The organism is Paenibacillus sp. FSL R5-0517, from assembly GCF_037974355.1.
In the GTDB taxonomy this organism is placed as follows: Bacteria; Bacillota; Bacilli; order Paenibacillales; family Paenibacillaceae; genus Paenibacillus.
In genome coordinates, this window is record NZ_CP150235.1 from 6,774,474 (window position 1) to 6,792,903 (window position 18,430).

Consider the following 18,430-nt stretch of genomic DNA (forward strand, 5'->3'; position numbering starts at 1 on the left):
ATCACCTTCGGTCTCCCTTCGAGTCTATTGCTTAATCTTCCCGATTCATCTTCTCAAAAATACGGACTAGTTGCGCTCGATCCTCTTCGTTTAATTTCTGGAATAAATTCTTACGCAGCTGCTGGCCCTCCAAGATTGCTCTTCCGAGGACTTCGGTCCCTTTATCCGTAATGTTCAAATAAATAATGCGACGGTCCGCTTCATCAACCATTCTAACGACTAGTTCCTTGGCTACCATCTTGTCCGATAAATAACTGAGTGTAGGCGGCGTGAATCCTAATTTTTTTGCAATATCCGAAGGTCGGCTTTTTCCATTCTGATGGAGATGACTGAGTACAAGCACATGAGAGACACCAAGGTCCTCATTAAATGCTTTGTTCCATTGTATAATCAACTTGTTGGTGAAATTATCCATATTGTGTATAAGCTCAAAAATGTTCTGTTCTTCCATTAGATCCTCCTTGAAAAATAAAACAACAGCCCTCATTTAACTTAAGGGCTGTCATCATTTTACACGCTATTGGGCTGAGTAGCCACCATCGATCACCAGTTCAGATCCGGTAATGTACGAAGAATCATCCGACGCCAGGAACAACGCGGCTTTGGCTATATCGATAGCCTGGCCCAGACGCTGCAAAGGCGTTGCCTGAATTAATCGTTCAAGCAGTTCCTTGGATGTGTTCAAAGATTGGGTCATCGGTGTTTCGATAATCCCGGGAAAAAGAGCATTCACCCGAATGCCTTGACGTCCGAAGGTGGTCGCAGCGGCTTTGGATAATGCACGTACCGCGCCTTTGGATGCCGAGTAATGGTTAAAGCCTTGTCCAATCATAGCCGTGTATGATGAGATATTGACGATGGAACCTTTTTTCTGGGCTGCCATATAGGGAGTGACATGTTTCATGCCAGCGAATGGGCCGTAACCGTTAATGGAGAGCATTTTCTCCCAATCCTGTGCATTGATTTCCTCAAAAGGCTTCTCTGAAGAAATGCCTGCATTGTTGACCAGAATGTCAATTTTCCCAAATCGTTCATTCACTACTTTCGCCAGTGCCTGCCAATCTTCATCCGAAGATACATTCAACTTCATTCCGTACACATTCTCTTTTTGGCTTACTCTCTCCAGTGCTTCCTCATTAATATCTGCTGCAATGACGATGGCGCCTTCCTGCGCAAAAAGATCTACCATGCCCTCTCCGATTCCCGAGGCACCGCCAGTAATAATAGCTACTTTATGATCTAATTTTCCCATGTGGATCACTCCTAACGTATTTTATTTATTTGCATGAATCTAATTCAGTGACTAATTAGTCTAAAAAACTATTATTATTTAGATCCCTAAAATTTATACAATTAAATATTAGACGTCTAAATATTATCAGAGTAACTGTCTTTATGCAATGCGAAATCCTCTATATACTTATTTTGGATTTTTATAACAGACCTAATTCATCTATTTTCATTCTCTGACATATATATAGCTCGGCAGCATGGCCGTTTATACCACTAATCGGGCAGCAAAAAGACTGCTCCCTTCTAAACTGTACCCTATGTGAAGGACATTTCTAAAAAAGACTATACTACTTTAAGAAGATGATCTCAGTACTGGGGTCATCCTTTTTAGGTTCCACTGGTATCTATAGTGATTGTAATAGGTCATATAGGATTTAATTTCTCACTTAACTTCGTCTAGTGTGTCACAGCTTTTCAACGAGGTTTCGTCCTTAAAATGACCAAAGAACGACTCCTGTGGTGCATTATCCCAACAGTTCCCACGTCTGGACATGGATTGCCCAAGGCAGACGGGTTTCGCCTACCGTAACCGTGGTCGAATCCAACAGGAAAAGCAAGCTGCCGACGAAAACGGCAATTCTTTTGAGAAACCAAAAGATGAAATAGCTCCTTGAATACTGCATAAGGCACCTCGGCCACTTTCGTCGAAATACGTGAATTATAAGCTGCTTAAGCCCCGCCGCTTCGGTAACTTTTCCACTGGTTTACAGCGGGAAGTGTCCAAAATCCAAGTAACCGATGAACTGAAAATTGGCGTGATGTATCCTGATATCCGGCATTCCTAACAGCCTGTGCTACTTTTTCGGGTGAGAGAAAGGATTGAAGAAACGAGAGAAATCGGGTAGAATTTTGCATGGAACCGCCACCTTTCGGAGTTTGTAGGGGTACAAACATTTTACCGAGGTTGTGGTTCTTTTTCTACCTTTTATAGGTTATTCAACACGCGTGATATGAATATATTCAATTAGGAATGGGAAATCTGAGATTCGTAAAAGAATCTTGGAGCAGCGATAAAATATATAATGATATCAGACTATTTAATGGTGAAGAACTTGGAGGTATGGGATATCACATCTACGAGAATGAAGACGATATAGAAGATTGGTTAGCGGATTACATGCTTGAGCATCGGACATGGCCAGAACCAATCATTTTTCTGAATAACATGAAATTCATTTCATGGGGAAAACCCTTTCACTGATGGAAGGGCATCGTAGTTTGGATTATTTAAGAGAGTTATACCAGGAAGAGAGAGAAACATTAAAAAACCAACATGAGGTTTGGATAGCAGCACTAAAGTGAAATGGAATACAGGAAGAATAAAAGTGCTCCAATTCAATTATTTGATATTTTATTACAAATTGTAACAAATATGAGGTGGGTTTGTGATGCTATTTGAATGATTAAAAATTGGAAGGAGAATGTAGTTGTGCAAAATTGTACTAGTGTATGTAGTAAATTATTTGTTTTATTCATCTTCGCCTTTGTATCTTTCTATATTCCAACAGGGAAAGCTGAAGCGCTTGCATCGTACGACAGCAAGGTCAATGTATGGGATGTCAAAGCTGCAGGTTTGAATGTTCGCAATGGCCCCGGATCTGCATATCCTATTGTTTCTCAGGTGAGTCAGGGGACAGATCTCGTAGAATATTGTCCATCTGCGAATTGTGGACTTACAACTGGTGGCGATTTTGAATGGAGTCGAGTTTATTATCCAGATTCTCAGATTGGCTACTATGCGAACGCTGCTTCAGGTTGGGCAGCTATGTATAATACTGTAGGGACTACTGTATTCAATTACCAATATGCATCGGTAGCTAAAACAAGTAGAGCAACCAGTATGTATTCAAGTGCCTGTAGCAATCTGAGTGGCACCATCAGACATTTCCCACAGGTGAATTATTACTTGCAATCATTCGATTCTGAATTAAAAGCATCGCCTTGCAATCCTAACGCATGGAGACTGAAGGATTTTCAAGGTGATTCCGATCCACAAGGTTATTTTTATAATGGATATGTAAATGGCTGGAACTTAAAAGCAGAATGATACGTTAAGAATATATACTGAATAAATAAGGGGAGGATTTGAACTGTGAAGAAAAAATTATGGGTATCCTTGCTGACTATACCGCTGACTTTTGCTTCTGTAGGTGGGTATGTTTATTTAAACCAACCGACCGTGGTTAGCGCTCAGAGTGACGTTGAGAGCGCAGCGCAAAAATCTACTCATAGCAATGTGGAGTACATTAAAGAAACATTAGAAGATGGATCGTACAACGTTCGCTATCGGGATCGTGTCAATTTGATTGAGATTACTGAGGAGTATCGGGAGAACAAACTGTATCACAAGATGATTGTTGAAGATGGCGGAAAAAAAGTCACTTCGTATGGACGTGATTTTGAGTCGGGAAAATTGGTGGGTAATACCTGGACGATGCCAAAGAATATTGCAGCTGAAAATGCGAAGTTGCTCCAGATCTCACTACTTGAGAATGCAAAACAAGAGTTACAGAAACAGAAATGGACAGTGCTGGAGCCAGAAGGAGCTCAAGCTCGTTCTCTTGCAGAAAATAACGAGAAGCAAGCAGTGTCTGAAGACGAGCTTCGCAAAGAAATTGTAACAATTAATGTTGAAACGGGTTTACCAACGAAACGTGTTATCTATATGAAAGATAAGAACGGTGAAATTGTCTCAAGCACAACGAAAACAGAGGAGTATAAGTACCTGGATTCCCTGCCGATGAAGGTTCAAAAAATGACTGCAGAAGAATCTGTTGAGATTAAAGAAATTCCAGCACCAGTAATTGAAGACAAAGTGTTTGAAGGTTCATAAACTGAAGTGACCATAAAAAGCCGACACTCAATGATAAACTGTACCCTTTATAATTGACGTTTCTAAAAAAGACTATACTACATTAAGAAGATGATCTCTGTACTGTACGAGGCTACTTAAAAAGTCCAACATCTATAAACAGCTATCCCTCCTCATTTTTTTGAGGAGGGATAGCTGTTCTCCTGTATAATTAAATGATTAATTTCAGGTGGTGTCTCGGATGATTTCAAACCAACAATCTCTTAATCTTAGTCCGTTTATGGACATATACGATATCGTCGTCCCTAAAGATAATATGCTTCGTCAAATCAATGATCTCGTAGATTTTTCATTTGTTCAGGTAGAATTGCAGCATAAATACTGCCTCGAAAATGGTCGCAATGCAGTGCCGCCCATTCGAATGTTCACGTACCTATTGTTGAAATCCATTTTCGATGTATCCGATGTGGATGTTGTGGAACGTTCTAAATATGACATGTCCTTTAAGTACTTTTTAGATATGGCACCTGAAGACGAAGTCATTAATCCTAGTTCACTAACAAAATTTCGCAGGCTTCGCTTGAAAGATGTGGACCTGCTCGACATACTTATTCAAAAGACCGTGGAGATCGCGTTGGAAAAAGAAATTATCAAAAGCAGCGCAATTATTGTGTATGCCACCCATACGAAAGCGCGATTTAATCAGCTATCACCCAAAGAAATATTAATGCAAAAGTCTAAGTTGTTAAGAAAATCCGTTTACAAGAGCGATGAAAAAATGAAGGATAAATTCCCACCGAGAACAACGACGAACGAATTGTCTGATGAACTGGACTATTGCCAAAAGTTATAGATGCAGTAAAAAAAGAAGAATCCCTCCGTGAATACCCAAAGGTGAAAGAAAAGCTGAACTACTTAAAAGAAATCGTAGCTGATCACCATGAGCACTTTCAACTCAGCAATGATCCAGATGCACGCATAGGTCACAAATCGGCAGACTCCTCGTTCTTCGGCTACAAAACACATCTTGCTATGAATGAAGAACGAATTATTACAGCTGCAGTGGTTACGGCTGGTGAGAAAAGTGATGGAAAACAACTTCAAACTCTCATTGAAAAAAGTCGTGACACAGGTATGAAGATCGATACCGTCATTGGAGATGTAGGTTGTAGTGGGTTCCTTGATCGGAATGAATGAAGGCACTTTTGCTTTTCTTGAATCTGCGATTTTTCTGTAAGTGAAGTAACGTATTTGTCGCCAGATCCATAGTCATCCGCTCCGATACATAGTAGGCTACAATTTCATTCGTTGAACTATCCTTGATGGTTGACAAGTAGGCTCGCTTCCCTTGATCATAGCTTAAATAGGTAATATCTGTAAGAAGCGCCTTGCCCGGAATACCCTGCTTAAAGCGACGTTGCAATAGGTTGGGCATGGTGCGATGCTCTTGGGTAGCCTTCATCATTTGTCTGTAGGGATTCGCTTGAGATTCCAGACAATTTGATATTGTCCTTCCAGGGTCATTTTGATGGAACGAGCACCTTTGTTTCTTTTTTTTAACTGAAAAGCACGGCGAACATGCAGGCTGATTTCTTCATCTCTCTGTTCCTTCTGCATGCGTCTGTGGATGGCTGAATGACTCCAGTAACGATAATATCCACTTCTGGACACGCCTGCCGCTTCACACAAAACACTCACCATACGCTGGAATTGATATTTCTCAATCACCTTTCGGATTAACCTATATCGCAAGTTCGGCGTTCGTTTTACTCGTGATTCCACCCCCGTTCGGCCAAACGAATCTTTTATAGAAGCTCGTTCTCGTCTCGAAGCAGTTGAATCTGCGCTTCCAGTTTCACGTTCTTCTCTGCCAAAGTTAACTCTCGCTTCAGGGGCCTGCTAAAATGCTGACCTCGTGTATCTTGTAAGCCTGAAACTCCTTGCTTGTTGTAACTTGCTTTCCAACGTCTAGCTGCGGCTTTGACCCGGGTCATGCCAAGAGTATGAACTTCAAATCCACACGTTTTAAAAATCTCCCTAAAGAGTTGTTTAAACTCGTCCTTATATGTTATCCCTTTGGTCGATACGGACTTCACATAAGGATTTCTAGCCAGTTGCTCCACTTCATAGTCTGTAATTGTTTTTTTTTACTCATCATCTTTCTCCGTTCTTATATAATTCATAGGTATATAAAAAAAATACCCCATAGAGAGACTTTTTCAAAGTGTCTACTCTATCGGGTACAGTTTATTGGCTAGGGTCCAGCCTTTTCAATTTCAACGATTTGTATAAAGAGGAACTCCAGCTCTTCCTTACAGTACACCTTGAAGGTTTGCAGGTTGATGTTCCTCATTCAACAGACCTTGGATAAAGGTTTCAAAATTGGGCGCAAGCCAAGTGATCTTGTAGTTTTCATTTTTATCCACATGTACAACCTCGGGCTCACCTGCATTGCCGGATTCACGATAATCCAGCATCACCACCTCAGATTCGGAAGAGCACTCACATACAACAACACCGATTTCGGGGTAACCCCCCTGCTCGATGATAAACCGGCTGCCCGCTTCACCACCTAACGAGTGTGCCTTCTCCCGTCCAATACCCAGTATTCCCGCGATCTCAACGCGGACCTTCTTGGCAGCCTCTGCCTGGCTAACAGGATAATACCGATAGTGGGGAACACCACCATTATGTAATTTCATCATGTTAATGTAGGATGTTGGCAACTTGAACACTAGCTGCTCCTCTACTGACTCGATCTGTCCATCAGTAGGTGGGGCCAGCACATATTGGTCCACGGCTTCAGCACTGTCATTCCAAAAACCCGTTGGTTCCAGATGGCTAACACTAAAAGGTGCGGTTGAGATCTCAGAGACAGATGGGTCGGGACTCACCGATTCATCTACGGATTCCTCTAAGAGTTCCTCTGAGGATTCCTCCTCCATTTTGCTTCGAATCCATTCCAGAAACTCCAGCGTATCTTCATCCTCAGGGTCCAATTGATCCGCTCTTTCGAACGCTTGCAGCGCATGCGCATATTGCTCCAGATAGTAATAAGCCAGTCCAATCCGATAATGCCAGAGTGGGTCGCCTGTGCCTTCTTTGGCAACCGTCAGGAATTGTTCAACCGCTTCTTCATACCGTTCCAGGTTATTCAGCGCTCGGCCCAGATGGTTAACCAGCTCATAATCCCTTTCTTCCACAGGAATCGCTTGAATTGCATCTACAATTTCCTGAAATTCATCTTCTTCATGCCACTCTTGCAATTGAACCAACAGATCGTCTCTCATTCCTTTGGCCTCCCCGTTCATTCACTCATGATTACGTATTGAAAATTATACCACTATTCAGATCACCATCTCCAGCAACGATCTGCCCGCAAATTTAAATTAAATAGGTGTCATCCAAGTCTATTAAGGCGACTTGGATGACACCCACTATGTTTTGATCATGCAACTCAGATTACTTTACCTATTAGCACATTTGCAGAATTAGTAATTAACGATGTTCTATTTCATTTGTCGTGCTCGTTATTTGAGACTGAATAAGGCCTGCTTTCTGAATCATCTGCTGTCTGGACGTACCATTCCGTATACTGTACTGCGCCTGTATCAGAATCTGATTCCATCGGTTTGCAAGTAAACTGATAGGCTGTCACATCATTACCACGAACGGTTAATGTAATCGCCAGTTCCGGATCACCCCAACTCGGATTTTCGTCCTTAAACTCTCCATTGACTACTTCATTTTGAAATGATGGGCTGGTCATGAAATCTCGGGTCTGAACAAACAGACGCTCTACCTCATTTTCTCCGAGTTGCTTTTCCACGATGTAGGCAATTTCCACCCGTGGAGTGGAATAACGAATCTTAGTCTCTCTAATATTCGGAAACTCCTGCTTGATGTTTTGCTTGTACTCCTTGATTAGAGCGGATGAAACATTGGAATACGAAGTACATCCCATTAAGAAAATAATCAACCCTATGAAAACAAGTAACATCCAATATGTTTTATTACGGATCGTCTCTTCACCTGCTCTTATATTGCATTCTTAACTTAATTCAGTAACTCCACACAATCGTAAACCCAACCTGCACTTAACCAGTTCCCCAAATCACTGGAACCACTGATCGGTGTAATGGTGATCGTATTGGAACCATTCACGAAGTAAGATGCTGGGACATTCCAGCTAAACGTTGTGTTGTTACCACGATAGGTACCAATCGTGAAGCTACGAGAATTGGGCTGTGAAGAAGCGGCAGGGTTGGTTAATGCATGTCCATTAACCGTTACGCTAGGTCTGCCATTATTATAGGCTGCGGTAATTCCGATGTTGAGCGTATGAGTAGATGCTGCTTGAGATGCGTTCAAGTTAAATGTTATTGTGGTTGGTGAATTCTGACCACGGAATTGGATTGCCGGGAATCGATTGGTCGCGCTGCCCGTTGCATAGGTGACAGGCCCCCAGCTTGGATTACGACTATCGGACGGGTGACGGATCGGAATGGTCTGTCCATTCAGGAACTCCCGTGGTGTACCATCCCAGTTACCGATTCGCCAGATGTTGGAGGCTTGACTCGGATCATTGTTGATCGTACGTGTATTCAGCGTCGTCGTTTGGCCTGCCGTGACATTAACCGTTTCCGTATATACCGCCAGTTCTCCCTTATAGGCTGTCATGGTGTATGTCCCTGGAATCATGCTATATTTGGCGGCTGCCCCACTTGAAGAGGTACCCACCCAATACTGAGCATTGCTATTGGCGAACCCAATCGTGTACGCGTACCCTGTATCCATCCCGGAGAGACCATTAAGCACCACGTTCCCCCGACTGGATACCCAGCCCTGCAGATTCAGACCAGACATCCAACTGAAATCAGGTACACTTGGCGTCCCCCCTGTGGTGAAGATCAGAGCGTATGGTCCGTGCAGACCCAGGCGCCAATTTTCCGTTTGTGCATGGCCCGAGTTCATATAATTATAGACTTCCGTCTCCGTTCCACTTTGGAACTGGATGTCACGGAAGAATGGGCCGCCAGAGCTTTTTTCCCGATTGCCGTAGGCCATAAATACACCAACGCCATTACCCGTCACTCCACGAACGGATAAGTCTTTGGCCTGATCATTACCATAATATTTGGAGGCAGACTGTCCATTGGCAAACCCGAACACATCCTGACTTTCAATCGCTCCAGTATTACCCCGGTTGTTAGAATTCGCCGGCACACCTGTCAACACACTCCCATTACCGCGGAAAATGTACCGTAACTCTCCAATCGAAGGTTGAGCCGTGATATGCGTTGCCATGTATATGATGTTCTCGCCACCACGCGAAGCATAATAGTGAGTCAATGTGTTGGTGGAAACGGTAATTAACACCGTTGAACCCGAAGGTGATTTATTCCACGTTACATTTGCAGAAGATCCCAACCCCGAGCCAATATGTGATCCCCTATTGCTGTTCAGCTCCGTGCCGTTCATTTTGGCCGATATGATATCACCATTCGTTTTGTTCACTACATAGACTAATCCCGAACCGGTGTTCACTTCAATTCTGGAGCCGTTGTCTGTGACTTGGATGGTGGCTGCATGGCTTGTGGAGGCAGGGAAAACCAGAATCGTGGAAAACATGACGATGAGTAAAAACATACCTATTCCCTTTTTAACGAAACGTTGAGTCACGCAAATACTCCTCCTGTCAGATCAATTTTTGAAGCGCTTACAATATGATGTATAACAACTTAATTCCGTCTCATATCGATATGTCTGCATATGTGGGCATGTCCATAATCCATGGAATGTTATATCCGCTTGCGTATAGGTCACCACTTCATTTCAATTTAAGCTCTCCCCCTTCTTAAAACACATTGCTGAATAAAAGAAATCTTACAATTTCAATAAAATAATACCATTATATTACATATAATCGCAATGAAAACGACGAATTGATCCGTTAGTAATTCTGAAAACGAAAAACGCAGCTTCAAAAGCTGCGTTCGCGGATACCCATCTAGAGAAGATATCATCTCTTCCGAACAGGTATCCAAATCTCGCTTTTATATTGCTCAACAGTAACATCCTTGTGCTCATTCCATAACATTTCAGGACCCTCACTCAGCTCATAGTCCGATGAAGGAAACCACTCTGCGTAGATCCGGCCCCAGACCTCCTGAAGCGTGTCAGGGAAAGGACCCACGATCGTAAATACGGCCCACGTCGAAGCAGGAACCTTAAGCTGTGTCAGACCTTCAGGCGTTTCTTTGGTCGTAGCTGCGCCAATGTAATGATCCAGTTCTCCCTGTTCCGTCATACGCCCCTCACTGAAATGGGCAGAAGCACTAATTAAGCCCAGAGGCTGGACGTTCGATGCCCACTTAATTGTATCAATTAAATCCGGTGTAAGCTGCTGGTACATCGCAGCGATCTCCGGATTCACCCCATTGAATACGATCGGCACCCTTTTACTTATACCCACGATTCGAAAAGCCTCTTTGTCTTCAATACGGTAGTTCATTTCGTTTCCTCCTTGAATGGTCAGTTGAAATGTCATCCGCGGGAAGGCTTTAAGAGATGGACCATGGTGCCGCGCTTCGGAGGGCGTAGTGCCATGCAAGCTTTGAAATGCCCTAGTGAAAGAATCGGGCGATGTATACCCGTATTTCAGCGCAATATCAATAATTTTGCTGTCACTTTGACTTAACTCCATAGCCGCAAGTGTCAAGCGGCGACGCCGAATATATTCCGAGAGCGTTACACCACTAAGAAAAGAGAACATACGTGTAAAATGATACTCCGAGCAGCAGGCAATTCGGGAAATCTCCTTCATATTCAGGGCGTCCGTCAGATGTTCTTCCATGTAATTCAAGGCTTCATTTAACTGTCTCAACGTATCCATATCATCCCTCCCACGTTAATTCAAGCTTAACAAAGTCTTTCTCTTTGCATCCGACATTACCTGCACCTTTCTGTAGGCTCTGTGCACCCATACCAGAAAAAAAGAGCAGCATCAGCTACTCTTTTAATGTTGATACACACATATCGCGGTTTCAAGTCAAACAGTCAGGCAAGATACTCCGCCATAATCTGCTCAATATCATACGGCGTCACGCCTTCATCGACCGCATAGATGGTATCGGCCTGATCCTTCGTATCCACCAGCTCACCTCTCGCCTTGGCGTGCAGCATGAACATGTCATACAGGTCAGGTTTGCGTAATGTGGTCATTGCTTTGCCCATCAGCACAATGCCCTTCTGATTTCCCTCGACATTATTGTGGTAGTCCGGATATCTGGTCAGTGCCAGATCCGTCCAGATGATTGTTCGCTCAACCAGATCGAGAATAACAGGAATGGCAATCTGGGTGTCGGCAGTGATATCAATTTTGTTCTGGACGGTAGCTGGTTCATAGATTTCGCCTGAACCGGGCTTCTTGCGCATCATCCAGCCTGCAAAACATTCCGGCAAGTTACAGTACGGATGGCTGGTGAAGGAGTGCAATGTCGTCACCACATAGCGTCCGCCATAATCCACGATGGAGGGGATATGCAGATCAATGAATTCACTTGCACCATGTGGTGCAGTCACAATATCCCCACTATGAGCCGCTTTGTATTTGACTGATCGCAGATTGGTATAGGAGATATGTTCAACGTAATTCCATTTCTCGTCATACATGACCGCCGACAAGTCAATATCTACACGCCCCGTAGGTGTGCCGTCCACTTCGCCCTCTTTCCACCAGCTGAAGAAACGTATCGTGTTTCCTTCACCCATCGGGATGCGGCTTCCACGCACAATGGTTCGCAGAGCTTTGCTCGCGGATCGTTGTGAAAAAGGAACCAGATAATGCTGGAGACGTTCATCTATATACGTTTTTCCGAGTGATGGGAAGTCAGAGAACCGTGTAATCAAGGCCTGCTCGCACAATTCCACGACTTCCTGACAGACCGCCTCGTCAAGCTCCGGCAGCTCATTCGGGATGCCAAAAGCCTTTGCTACATTGCCTTTCGGAAAAAAGACCCGCAAATCCGAGGCTTCATTCCGCTGTGCGAAATGCTGTCTCACCTGCAATAACACGGGTGTGGATACCTGTGCAGCCACTTCACCAAAGGCCAGCAGTACATACGCTTCATCTTCAGTTATCCGCAGCATGTGATCCAGTTTTCTCGCAAATTCACCTGGACGCTGCGACAACAGATCGATTAGACTCCATACATTTCGATATTGGAAGGCAAGCTCCACACTTCCGTTGAAGGTCGAATAAGGCTTATTATTACGCAAAATATCAAAGGCTTCATCGCATCGTGGATACCGAAGCTTATATTCCGAAGGATGCAGAATTTCGCCAAGGCGAATCCAGCGATCCTTATATCGCAGCATATCCTCCGTGATGGAGCCACATTGCTCCAATAATCCAAGCAAAAGGCGTCGCTCGCGCCGTTTGAACCTCCGGAAGGGAGACGCCGCAGCGAGACTGACATCACCGTCAGACCAGGCAACAGCCAGACGCAGAACATCACTTGCCGTTTTGAAATATGGACCGATCCGGTCGATGTTCGCCTTTTCATGCTTCAGCAGCGAGGAGACCACGAAGCCTACATTTTCTTTGAACGGAATCTCGGCGGGCAGAATCGCATCCACTTCACTTGGATCTGCATGCTCCAACACGGTATCGATATCTTTCTTGTCTGTTTCCGAGATGGAACCTTTCGCTTCAATGATCTGACGAATGAGTGTCTGGAAGGCTTGTTTGTTTCCCAAACCAATGACTTTCAAGTCCGTCTTCTCCAGCAAAGGCATTCTCTCCACAGATGGTTGATCCGTATAGACGACAGTTAAGTTGGTCAGATAATGAATAATCGCATTAAGGTATAACTCCGCTTCATCCGCTTGCATCACCTGCATCGGGAATCCTGCATACATCGGTGTGTACTTCACATGTGCGCCGACCATGACTCTCAGATCAGCCACAAGTTGAATATATACGGTTTCAAATTGTTCCTTGGACAGCTGCCGCATCGCCTGCATTAACTCATCCGAGAAGGTGTATCCGAGCGTTTCAATATTCTTGAGGGCAGTCGCCAGGTGTGTCTTCGGCAACTGTTGCTTCCCTTCGTTGGGTTCAATGATGAGTTTGTTCGCTCTGCGCAAATAGATCGTATTGTTCATGATAAAAGAGTCCAGGAAAGCCACATCCCTATATAACATGAAAGGTTAGGGTTAGAAGGAAGGAATGGGATAGCCTGGACGCCTCCTCTCTGATAATGAGATCTTCAGGAGAGCTGCGACCCTATGATCTCCAATGATTGTAGAAGGAAGGATCGCAATAGCCTGAAGGCCAGCGGTTCAAAGTTTGTCACCCGAACCTCTGGTGAACCCATCATCTCAGATTCCACGATATGCCAACAGGGTGAAAGTATTACGACACACCATTGAAATTCTTTTTTATATCCACCAAAAGATATATGTGGTTTATGATCTTTCCCAAATCCAGGGGGAGTGCTCAAAATTGTGTCGAATATAACAAAGAAGAACCCTAGAGAATGATGCAGAAACGAGGTTAGGACGATGGAACTTCAAAAATTATATTCTGATTATATACGGCTCAAATTCAATTGTGGAGTTAAGCCTGAGCCTTCGTGCACAGATTATATGGAGTATGGTTTGTATGAGGATAATAGTGCCGAACTGTTTATGGTATCCCACCCAGATGAGACATTTACAAACTGGATGTCGAGACTGCGTCCGAAAGATCCCTATTATGGATCAAGGCCAGACTGGAAGCCGACTCTCTCAGAACCATTTGAACAGCTCGATGTTTATGACGAAATGATTATGTATTATCTGTTATTTACCATCAACACCACGCTGTCGATCAACACGTATAACACCTACAGTGCCATGAATGAATTTATGAAAAGCTATAGCTTCTTCCAATTGTCTCAGCTAAGCGAAATTCCCCAGTTCAGCGAGGAACAAAAGCATCTGTTACGTGACTTTTTCTTCTTTTTTTACCTCTATGCACACCCGGTTAATGAAGATACATTATATGCCTGCTCATTCAGCGAACAACACCTTGTACATACGAAGACCGACATTTCATTGGAGGATTATTTTTCGGCATACCATGATCACTACACCTTACTTCGAAATGAATACAGGGAACAAATCGTAATCACTGCTGAAGAGATCCAAGCCTGCAAACGCCTGACGCTGGAACTGCTATATACCATTGAAGGCCGATCTCCCAAGTTAAACATGCCTTCAGAGGAAGGTTTGGAACCAATCATCATGTTAATTAACAACGTGAGTCAGATGTTACAGTTGTATACAGAGGAACCGGAGGCATTATTCCAGATCATGCGGGATTTCCTTATTCAAGCTGAAGGTCACTCCAGTACATACGCTAACCACTGTTTCAAGACACTGCTTCAGAACTATGCTTCATATATCCTGTTTTTCCGATTTGATGAGGTTCAATTGCTGGTAGATGCTTTCAGGCATACCCCGGCTTGGTGCGAAATAATTGTTAGTAAACTGTTCAACGACTCCATCTTCCTTGAAAAGATCATGAGACTACAGCAGGTCAATCTTGACGCTTATCCAGACGTCACTATGTTCTTTAATGAAGAGGCACGAAAGATGATTTTGTAGCAACGATCTGGCCCTACAAAAAAATGCCTAAAAAAGCCTTTGCCGACCCCCAATGTCAGCAAAGGCTTTTCATTTTAAATTGTTTATTGATCAATCAAGTTGGTTACTTTCAACATTCTTGCAATCAATGCAGTGACCTCAGCACGGGTCATTGTGGTCTTCGGACTCAGAACTTCCGGTCCGTTCCCTTGGATGATTCCCGCTGCAATCAACTGGGCTACATCTTCTTTCGCCCATTTCGATACATCTGCTGCATCACTGTAACGTTCCAGTTCAGAGTTCATCTGATTCGGGCTGATTGCCGCATCCGGTTCAATCAGACGATAAGCACGAGCCACCATGGCAAATCCCTGCTCACGTGTGATTTCCTGATTACCGTAGAAGTTTCCATTATCGTAACCGCGAACGATACCGAATTCATTCGCAAGGGATACCGCATTGCGGAACCATGCCGAATTGTTAACGTCAGGGAATAGATTCTGTGGTGCATCCTGACGCATTAAGCCCAGTCCAAGTACTACAATCTCGGCAAACTCAGAACGAGTAACCTGACGGTTCGGGGAGAACGTGTTATCTCCGTTACCTTTCAGATCTAATCTCGCAGCGATGTTGTTCACATCAATTTTGCCCCAATGGGATCTGGCATCTTCAAAATCCTGCGGATTCCAGATAACTGAATAACTTCCGCTACTGCGCAAGTCATTAATGAGTGCATAGTAACGACTATCGATCTTGGTGACAACCGTTGGTACATGGAAGATGCTACCGTCCGGGTTGATGATTACGCCTGTTGTAATCCGGTTCGGATCGATCCCTTCCGGAAGTGCAATATACTTCGGTGCATAGCCGTTCAGCTGACCGGATCGAACCGTTTGTCCATCTTTTGAGAAGGTGAGATCCAGATCAACCGGTGTGACAAGTAGCTCGTATCCTTGGGATGCGGCTCTCGTTTCGGCGCTGTCAATCAACGTATCCGATGAACGTGCGATATCGATATGGACATCAATATCATTCAATGCTGCATTACCAAGCTGTCCAGATACACCATTCAAGTCCATTTTACCGCCAGGTACCGGATAGATTGCCAGCGGATTGCTGATGTTTAGTTTGGAACCTTGATCTACTAATTGTTTCAGTGTTTCAAGGGTTAATCCATCCACCTTCATATCCCCATCATTCGGCGAATGAATGGCGAATTGCTGACCTGTGCCTTGTGACATGGCATCTTTCAGCTTGGCTGGATCAACTTGAACCAATGTTTCTTTGTTGTCAGATGGTTTGGATGTAGCAAATGGTTGATGACTGCCATCCCGGGTTGTTTCCAGATTATCCTTCACGGGTGCCGGAGTTGGCGTTGGTACTGGCGCAGGTGTAGGTGCTGGCGTACTTCCACTGTTGCCGCCCGTATTACCACCACCGCCATTATTGCCTCCACCATTGTTACCATTGTCACTGGATGCTCTGTTTACGTTGATTTTGTACTCCGTAACATGGCCAAGTGAATCTGTGACTTTAACAACAATGATATTTCCGCCAACTTGAAGCGATAAATTCTCACTGGCACTACCACTTGTAACCTCGTTCCATTCTCCATCTCCAACCGCTATTTCAATCTTCGCAAGTGGATCAAGTGCCGTTGGCGTTAACTGGAATTGATATACGCTATTCGGCACAGAGATGGTGTACGTGTCTTTAGCCGGATCAAAGGCCGGAGATAAGCTTCCTGTGGATGGGATCAACGTTTGCAGCGTTGATGTGTCATTACCAATCACTTTGGTAAGACCCGTTCTCGCATCAGTTAGATCTTGAAGCGCCTGATCTACCTGTGCTTGGGTTGCCGTTGGATCATTCAACACTCGCTCTGCTTCGTTCATCGCATTATCGAGTGCTACCCAGCTGCCTGGCGTATAGGCTGACTCTTCCAGGTTTTCATCTGTAATTTCAATTACTTTCGCTTGCAAAGCTGATTTATCTACAACGGGTACAGATGTTGTAGGGATTAGGCCGTTTCTTGCATCAGTCAAGTCTTGAAGCGCCTGATCTACCTGCGTTTGGGTCGCTGTCGGATCATTCAATACTCGCTCTGCTTCGTTCATCGCATCATCGAGTGCTACCCAACTCTCTTCCGTATAGGCTGACTCTTCTAGGGTCTCACCGATAACATCATTATATTTGCTGTGTAAAACTGACTTATTCACCACAACGATGTCCCTTGCTACTGGTCCGACAGAGACGCCATTTTTAGTCGCCGTAACTTTCAATGTATAGTCTCCGCCAATCACTTGAGAAGAAGGTTTAAATTCCCAACTTCCATCCTCGTGAACAATTGCTTCGCCCACAATGGAATTAGTCGGATCCAGGTGGTTGACAAGTGTTACAACTACTGTTGCACCCACTGTAACTGTACCGCTTAATGTTGGCTGAGCACCTACAATATCCCCTTCATTAGGTTCACTAATGTCCAAGTTAACCGGCATTCGGTAAGTCAAGACAACCTTATTGGCCACATCATCATATGCAACCGCTGCCGTCGTATTGATATCAGATACAAAGAATGTGTAATCTTCTGCCACTGCTTGATACGGGGCCCGACCTATCGCAATGTCGACCACCGGATTCGTACTTTCATCAGGCATGATCTTGGCATACACGCCAACCTTCGATCCCAATTGCATAGGACCAACCAAGGTCAGATAAGCACTACCGGTAGCTGTCGTATTCTTCAGGTACACATTACGTTGGTTCCCATCGGTATTAAAATTATCGTAGACGTAGGCTGTTCCTCCGAAATCAAAACGAGCATCGGCGGCACTTCCCCGCATATACACAGCAACATTCCCTATTGTTTCACCTTCGCTTAATTCGGTTCCCAACAACTTGTTGCCCGTTATCTTGCCTCCGGTCATCCTAAAGTTAGGACTTTGATATAGTCCTACCCCAATAATGACTCCATTTCCATCTGAAATTTCATTATCCGTAATCAGGCCATCCTCAATGACCAGAGAGCCTCCTGAACCAGCACTTAGTACCGAAGGAGGGTTCTCTTTTACATTTCCCGATACCTTGTTGTCATGAATGATGGTGCCCTCTTGGATGACAACCATCGAACTCCCCCCGCTAGTGGATATAACGGTTGCAGGCTGACTAGCGCTCGCTTTCACGATGTGATTTTTAATCTCAGCCTCTTTAAAATTCACTGTTCCGCCCGCACTACTGATTCCATATATCTGGCCGTTGGTGCTTACGTGATTGCCATCTATAATGATTTTCTCAAAAGTTACACTATTCGCTCTATTCCCACCACTGATCTGAATCAAGTTTCCATTAACAAAACTCTCACCACGTATAATGGAGTAAGTATGGCCCTCAGCAGAGGTTATTGTCATATTCTTCCCGGCAGAAGAGATCGCCAATGTGGACTCCTGAATGATGTTAGTTTGCAGGATTATCGTTCCTGTAGCATCGACCTTCTCAAGTGCCTTTTCTATTGTTGCCACCGGCGCTTCTTCCGTGCCCGTGCCATCGATATCGCTTCCTGTCGACGATACGTAGATATTTCCATCAGCTGCGCTTGCTACCGGAGCAAACAGCGACGATATGGTTGACAATAGGACCACAAAAGCCAAAAATGATATTTTTATAGCCTTAAATACTTTCAAGTTCACTTAACCT

Annotated in this window: 13 protein-coding genes and 2 pseudogenes; 4 read left to right on the forward strand and 11 right to left on the reverse strand. The window is 44.2% G+C overall.

Features of this window, described 5'->3' with window-relative positions; all coding sequences use genetic code 11:
- Positions 1-31: 31 nt before the first annotated feature.
- The 4 genes and pseudogenes from MKX40_RS30190 to MKX40_RS30205 all read right to left on the reverse strand — a co-directional run bounded on the left by MKX40_RS30190 (position 32) and on the right by MKX40_RS30205 (position 2,148).
- Positions 32-451, reverse strand: a complete 420-nt coding sequence (locus tag MKX40_RS30190) for a MarR family transcriptional regulator (RefSeq protein WP_339238800.1) — start codon at positions 449-451, stop codon at positions 32-34.
- A gap of 66 nt (positions 452-517) precedes the next feature.
- Positions 518-1,252 carry an SDR family oxidoreductase gene (locus tag MKX40_RS30195; RefSeq protein WP_339238801.1) on the reverse strand — a complete coding sequence of 245 codons (735 nt, stop codon included), beginning with the start codon at positions 1,250-1,252 and terminating at the stop codon, positions 518-520.
- A 333-nt stretch (positions 1,253-1,585) separates the two neighbouring features.
- Positions 1,586-1,798, reverse strand: a pseudogene (locus tag MKX40_RS30200) (IS3 family transposase); the annotation flags it as partial.
- 164 nt (positions 1,799-1,962) lie between these two features.
- A complete protein-coding gene (locus MKX40_RS30205) occupies positions 1,963-2,148 on the reverse strand; it encodes a hypothetical protein (protein WP_339238802.1) in 186 nt (61 codons plus the stop codon).
- 544 nt (positions 2,149-2,692) lie between these two features.
- On the opposite strand from MKX40_RS30205, the gene MKX40_RS30210 reads away from it, so the two are divergent.
- From MKX40_RS30210 to MKX40_RS30220, 3 genes and pseudogenes are all read left to right on the forward strand, one after another.
- Positions 2,693-3,340: an SH3 domain-containing protein gene (locus tag MKX40_RS30210; RefSeq protein WP_339238803.1), complete on the forward strand. Its 648-nt coding sequence runs from the start codon at positions 2,693-2,695 to the stop codon at positions 3,338-3,340.
- A 45-nt stretch (positions 3,341-3,385) separates the two neighbouring features.
- A complete protein-coding gene (locus MKX40_RS30215) occupies positions 3,386-4,126 on the forward strand; it encodes a hypothetical protein (RefSeq protein WP_339238804.1) in 741 nt (246 codons plus the stop codon).
- A 220-nt stretch (positions 4,127-4,346) separates the two neighbouring features.
- A pseudogene (locus MKX40_RS30220) lies at positions 4,347-5,269 on the forward strand (transposase); the annotation flags it as partial.
- Positions 5,270-5,566: 297 nt separating this feature from the next.
- Here the strand turns inward: MKX40_RS30220 and MKX40_RS30225 are convergent.
- The 6 genes from MKX40_RS30225 to MKX40_RS30250 form a co-directional block, all read right to left on the reverse strand.
- Positions 5,567-5,833 (reverse strand): hypothetical protein, encoded by a 267-nt coding sequence (locus tag MKX40_RS30225; protein WP_339238805.1) that lies wholly within the window; start codon positions 5,831-5,833, stop codon positions 5,567-5,569.
- Between the two features lie 584 nt (positions 5,834-6,417).
- Entirely contained in the window at positions 6,418-7,395 is a 978-nt protein-coding gene (locus MKX40_RS30230) for an SMI1/KNR4 family protein (protein ID WP_339238806.1), read from the reverse strand.
- A 224-nt stretch (positions 7,396-7,619) separates the two neighbouring features.
- Complete coding sequence (locus MKX40_RS30235; RefSeq protein WP_339238807.1) at positions 7,620-8,069, reverse strand: hypothetical protein; 450 nt, start codon at positions 8,067-8,069, stop codon at positions 7,620-7,622.
- Between the two features lie 92 nt (positions 8,070-8,161).
- The gene (locus MKX40_RS30240) at positions 8,162-9,787 is read right to left on the reverse strand and encodes a rhamnogalacturonan lyase B N-terminal domain-containing protein (protein ID WP_339238808.1); all 1,626 of its coding nucleotides are present in this window, start codon (positions 9,785-9,787) and stop codon (positions 8,162-8,164) included.
- A gap of 340 nt (positions 9,788-10,127) precedes the next feature.
- On the reverse strand, positions 10,128-11,000 hold the full coding sequence (locus tag MKX40_RS30245) for an AraC family transcriptional regulator (RefSeq protein ID WP_339238809.1): 873 nt from the start codon (positions 10,998-11,000) through the stop codon (positions 10,128-10,130).
- A gap of 164 nt (positions 11,001-11,164) precedes the next feature.
- Positions 11,165-13,273 carry a TerD family protein gene (locus tag MKX40_RS30250; protein ID WP_339238810.1) on the reverse strand — a complete coding sequence of 703 codons (2,109 nt, stop codon included), beginning with the start codon at positions 13,271-13,273 and terminating at the stop codon, positions 11,165-11,167.
- A 399-nt stretch (positions 13,274-13,672) separates the two neighbouring features.
- On the opposite strand from MKX40_RS30250, the gene MKX40_RS30255 reads away from it, so the two are divergent.
- On the forward strand, positions 13,673-14,758 hold the full coding sequence (locus MKX40_RS30255; RefSeq protein WP_339238811.1) for a hypothetical protein: 1,086 nt from the start codon (positions 13,673-13,675) through the stop codon (positions 14,756-14,758).
- 83 nt (positions 14,759-14,841) lie between these two features.
- On the opposite strand, the gene MKX40_RS30260 is transcribed toward MKX40_RS30255, so the two are convergent.
- Positions 14,842-18,417 carry an S-layer homology domain-containing protein gene (locus MKX40_RS30260; protein WP_339238812.1) on the reverse strand — a complete coding sequence of 1,192 codons (3,576 nt, stop codon included), beginning with the start codon at positions 18,415-18,417 and terminating at the stop codon, positions 14,842-14,844.
- Between the last annotated feature and the right edge of the window lie 13 nt (positions 18,418-18,430).

Coding starts and splice junctions, on each gene's coding strand:
- MKX40_RS30190 (WP_339238800.1), bottom strand. CDS start 451: ATGGAAGAACAGAACATTTTTGAGCTTATACACAATATGGATAATTTC.
- MKX40_RS30195 (WP_339238801.1), bottom strand. CDS start 1,252: ATGGGAAAATTAGATCATAAAGTAGCTATTATTACTGGCGGTGCCTCG.
- MKX40_RS30205 (WP_339238802.1), bottom strand. CDS start 2,148: ATGCAAAATTCTACCCGATTTCTCTCGTTTCTTCAATCCTTTCTCTCA.
- MKX40_RS30210 (WP_339238803.1), top strand. CDS start 2,693: ATGATTAAAAATTGGAAGGAGAATGTAGTTGTGCAAAATTGTACTAGT.
- MKX40_RS30230 (WP_339238806.1), bottom strand. CDS start 7,395: ATGAGAGACGATCTGTTGGTTCAATTGCAAGAGTGGCATGAAGAAGAT.
- MKX40_RS30235 (WP_339238807.1), bottom strand. CDS start 8,069: ATGGGATGTACTTCGTATTCCAATGTTTCATCCGCTCTAATCAAGGAG.
- MKX40_RS30245 (WP_339238809.1), bottom strand. CDS start 11,000: ATGGATACGTTGAGACAGTTAAATGAAGCCTTGAATTACATGGAAGAA.
- MKX40_RS30250 (WP_339238810.1), bottom strand. CDS start 13,273: ATGAACAATACGATCTATTTGCGCAGAGCGAACAAACTCATCATTGAA.
- MKX40_RS30255 (WP_339238811.1), top strand. CDS start 13,673: ATGGAACTTCAAAAATTATATTCTGATTATATACGGCTCAAATTCAAT.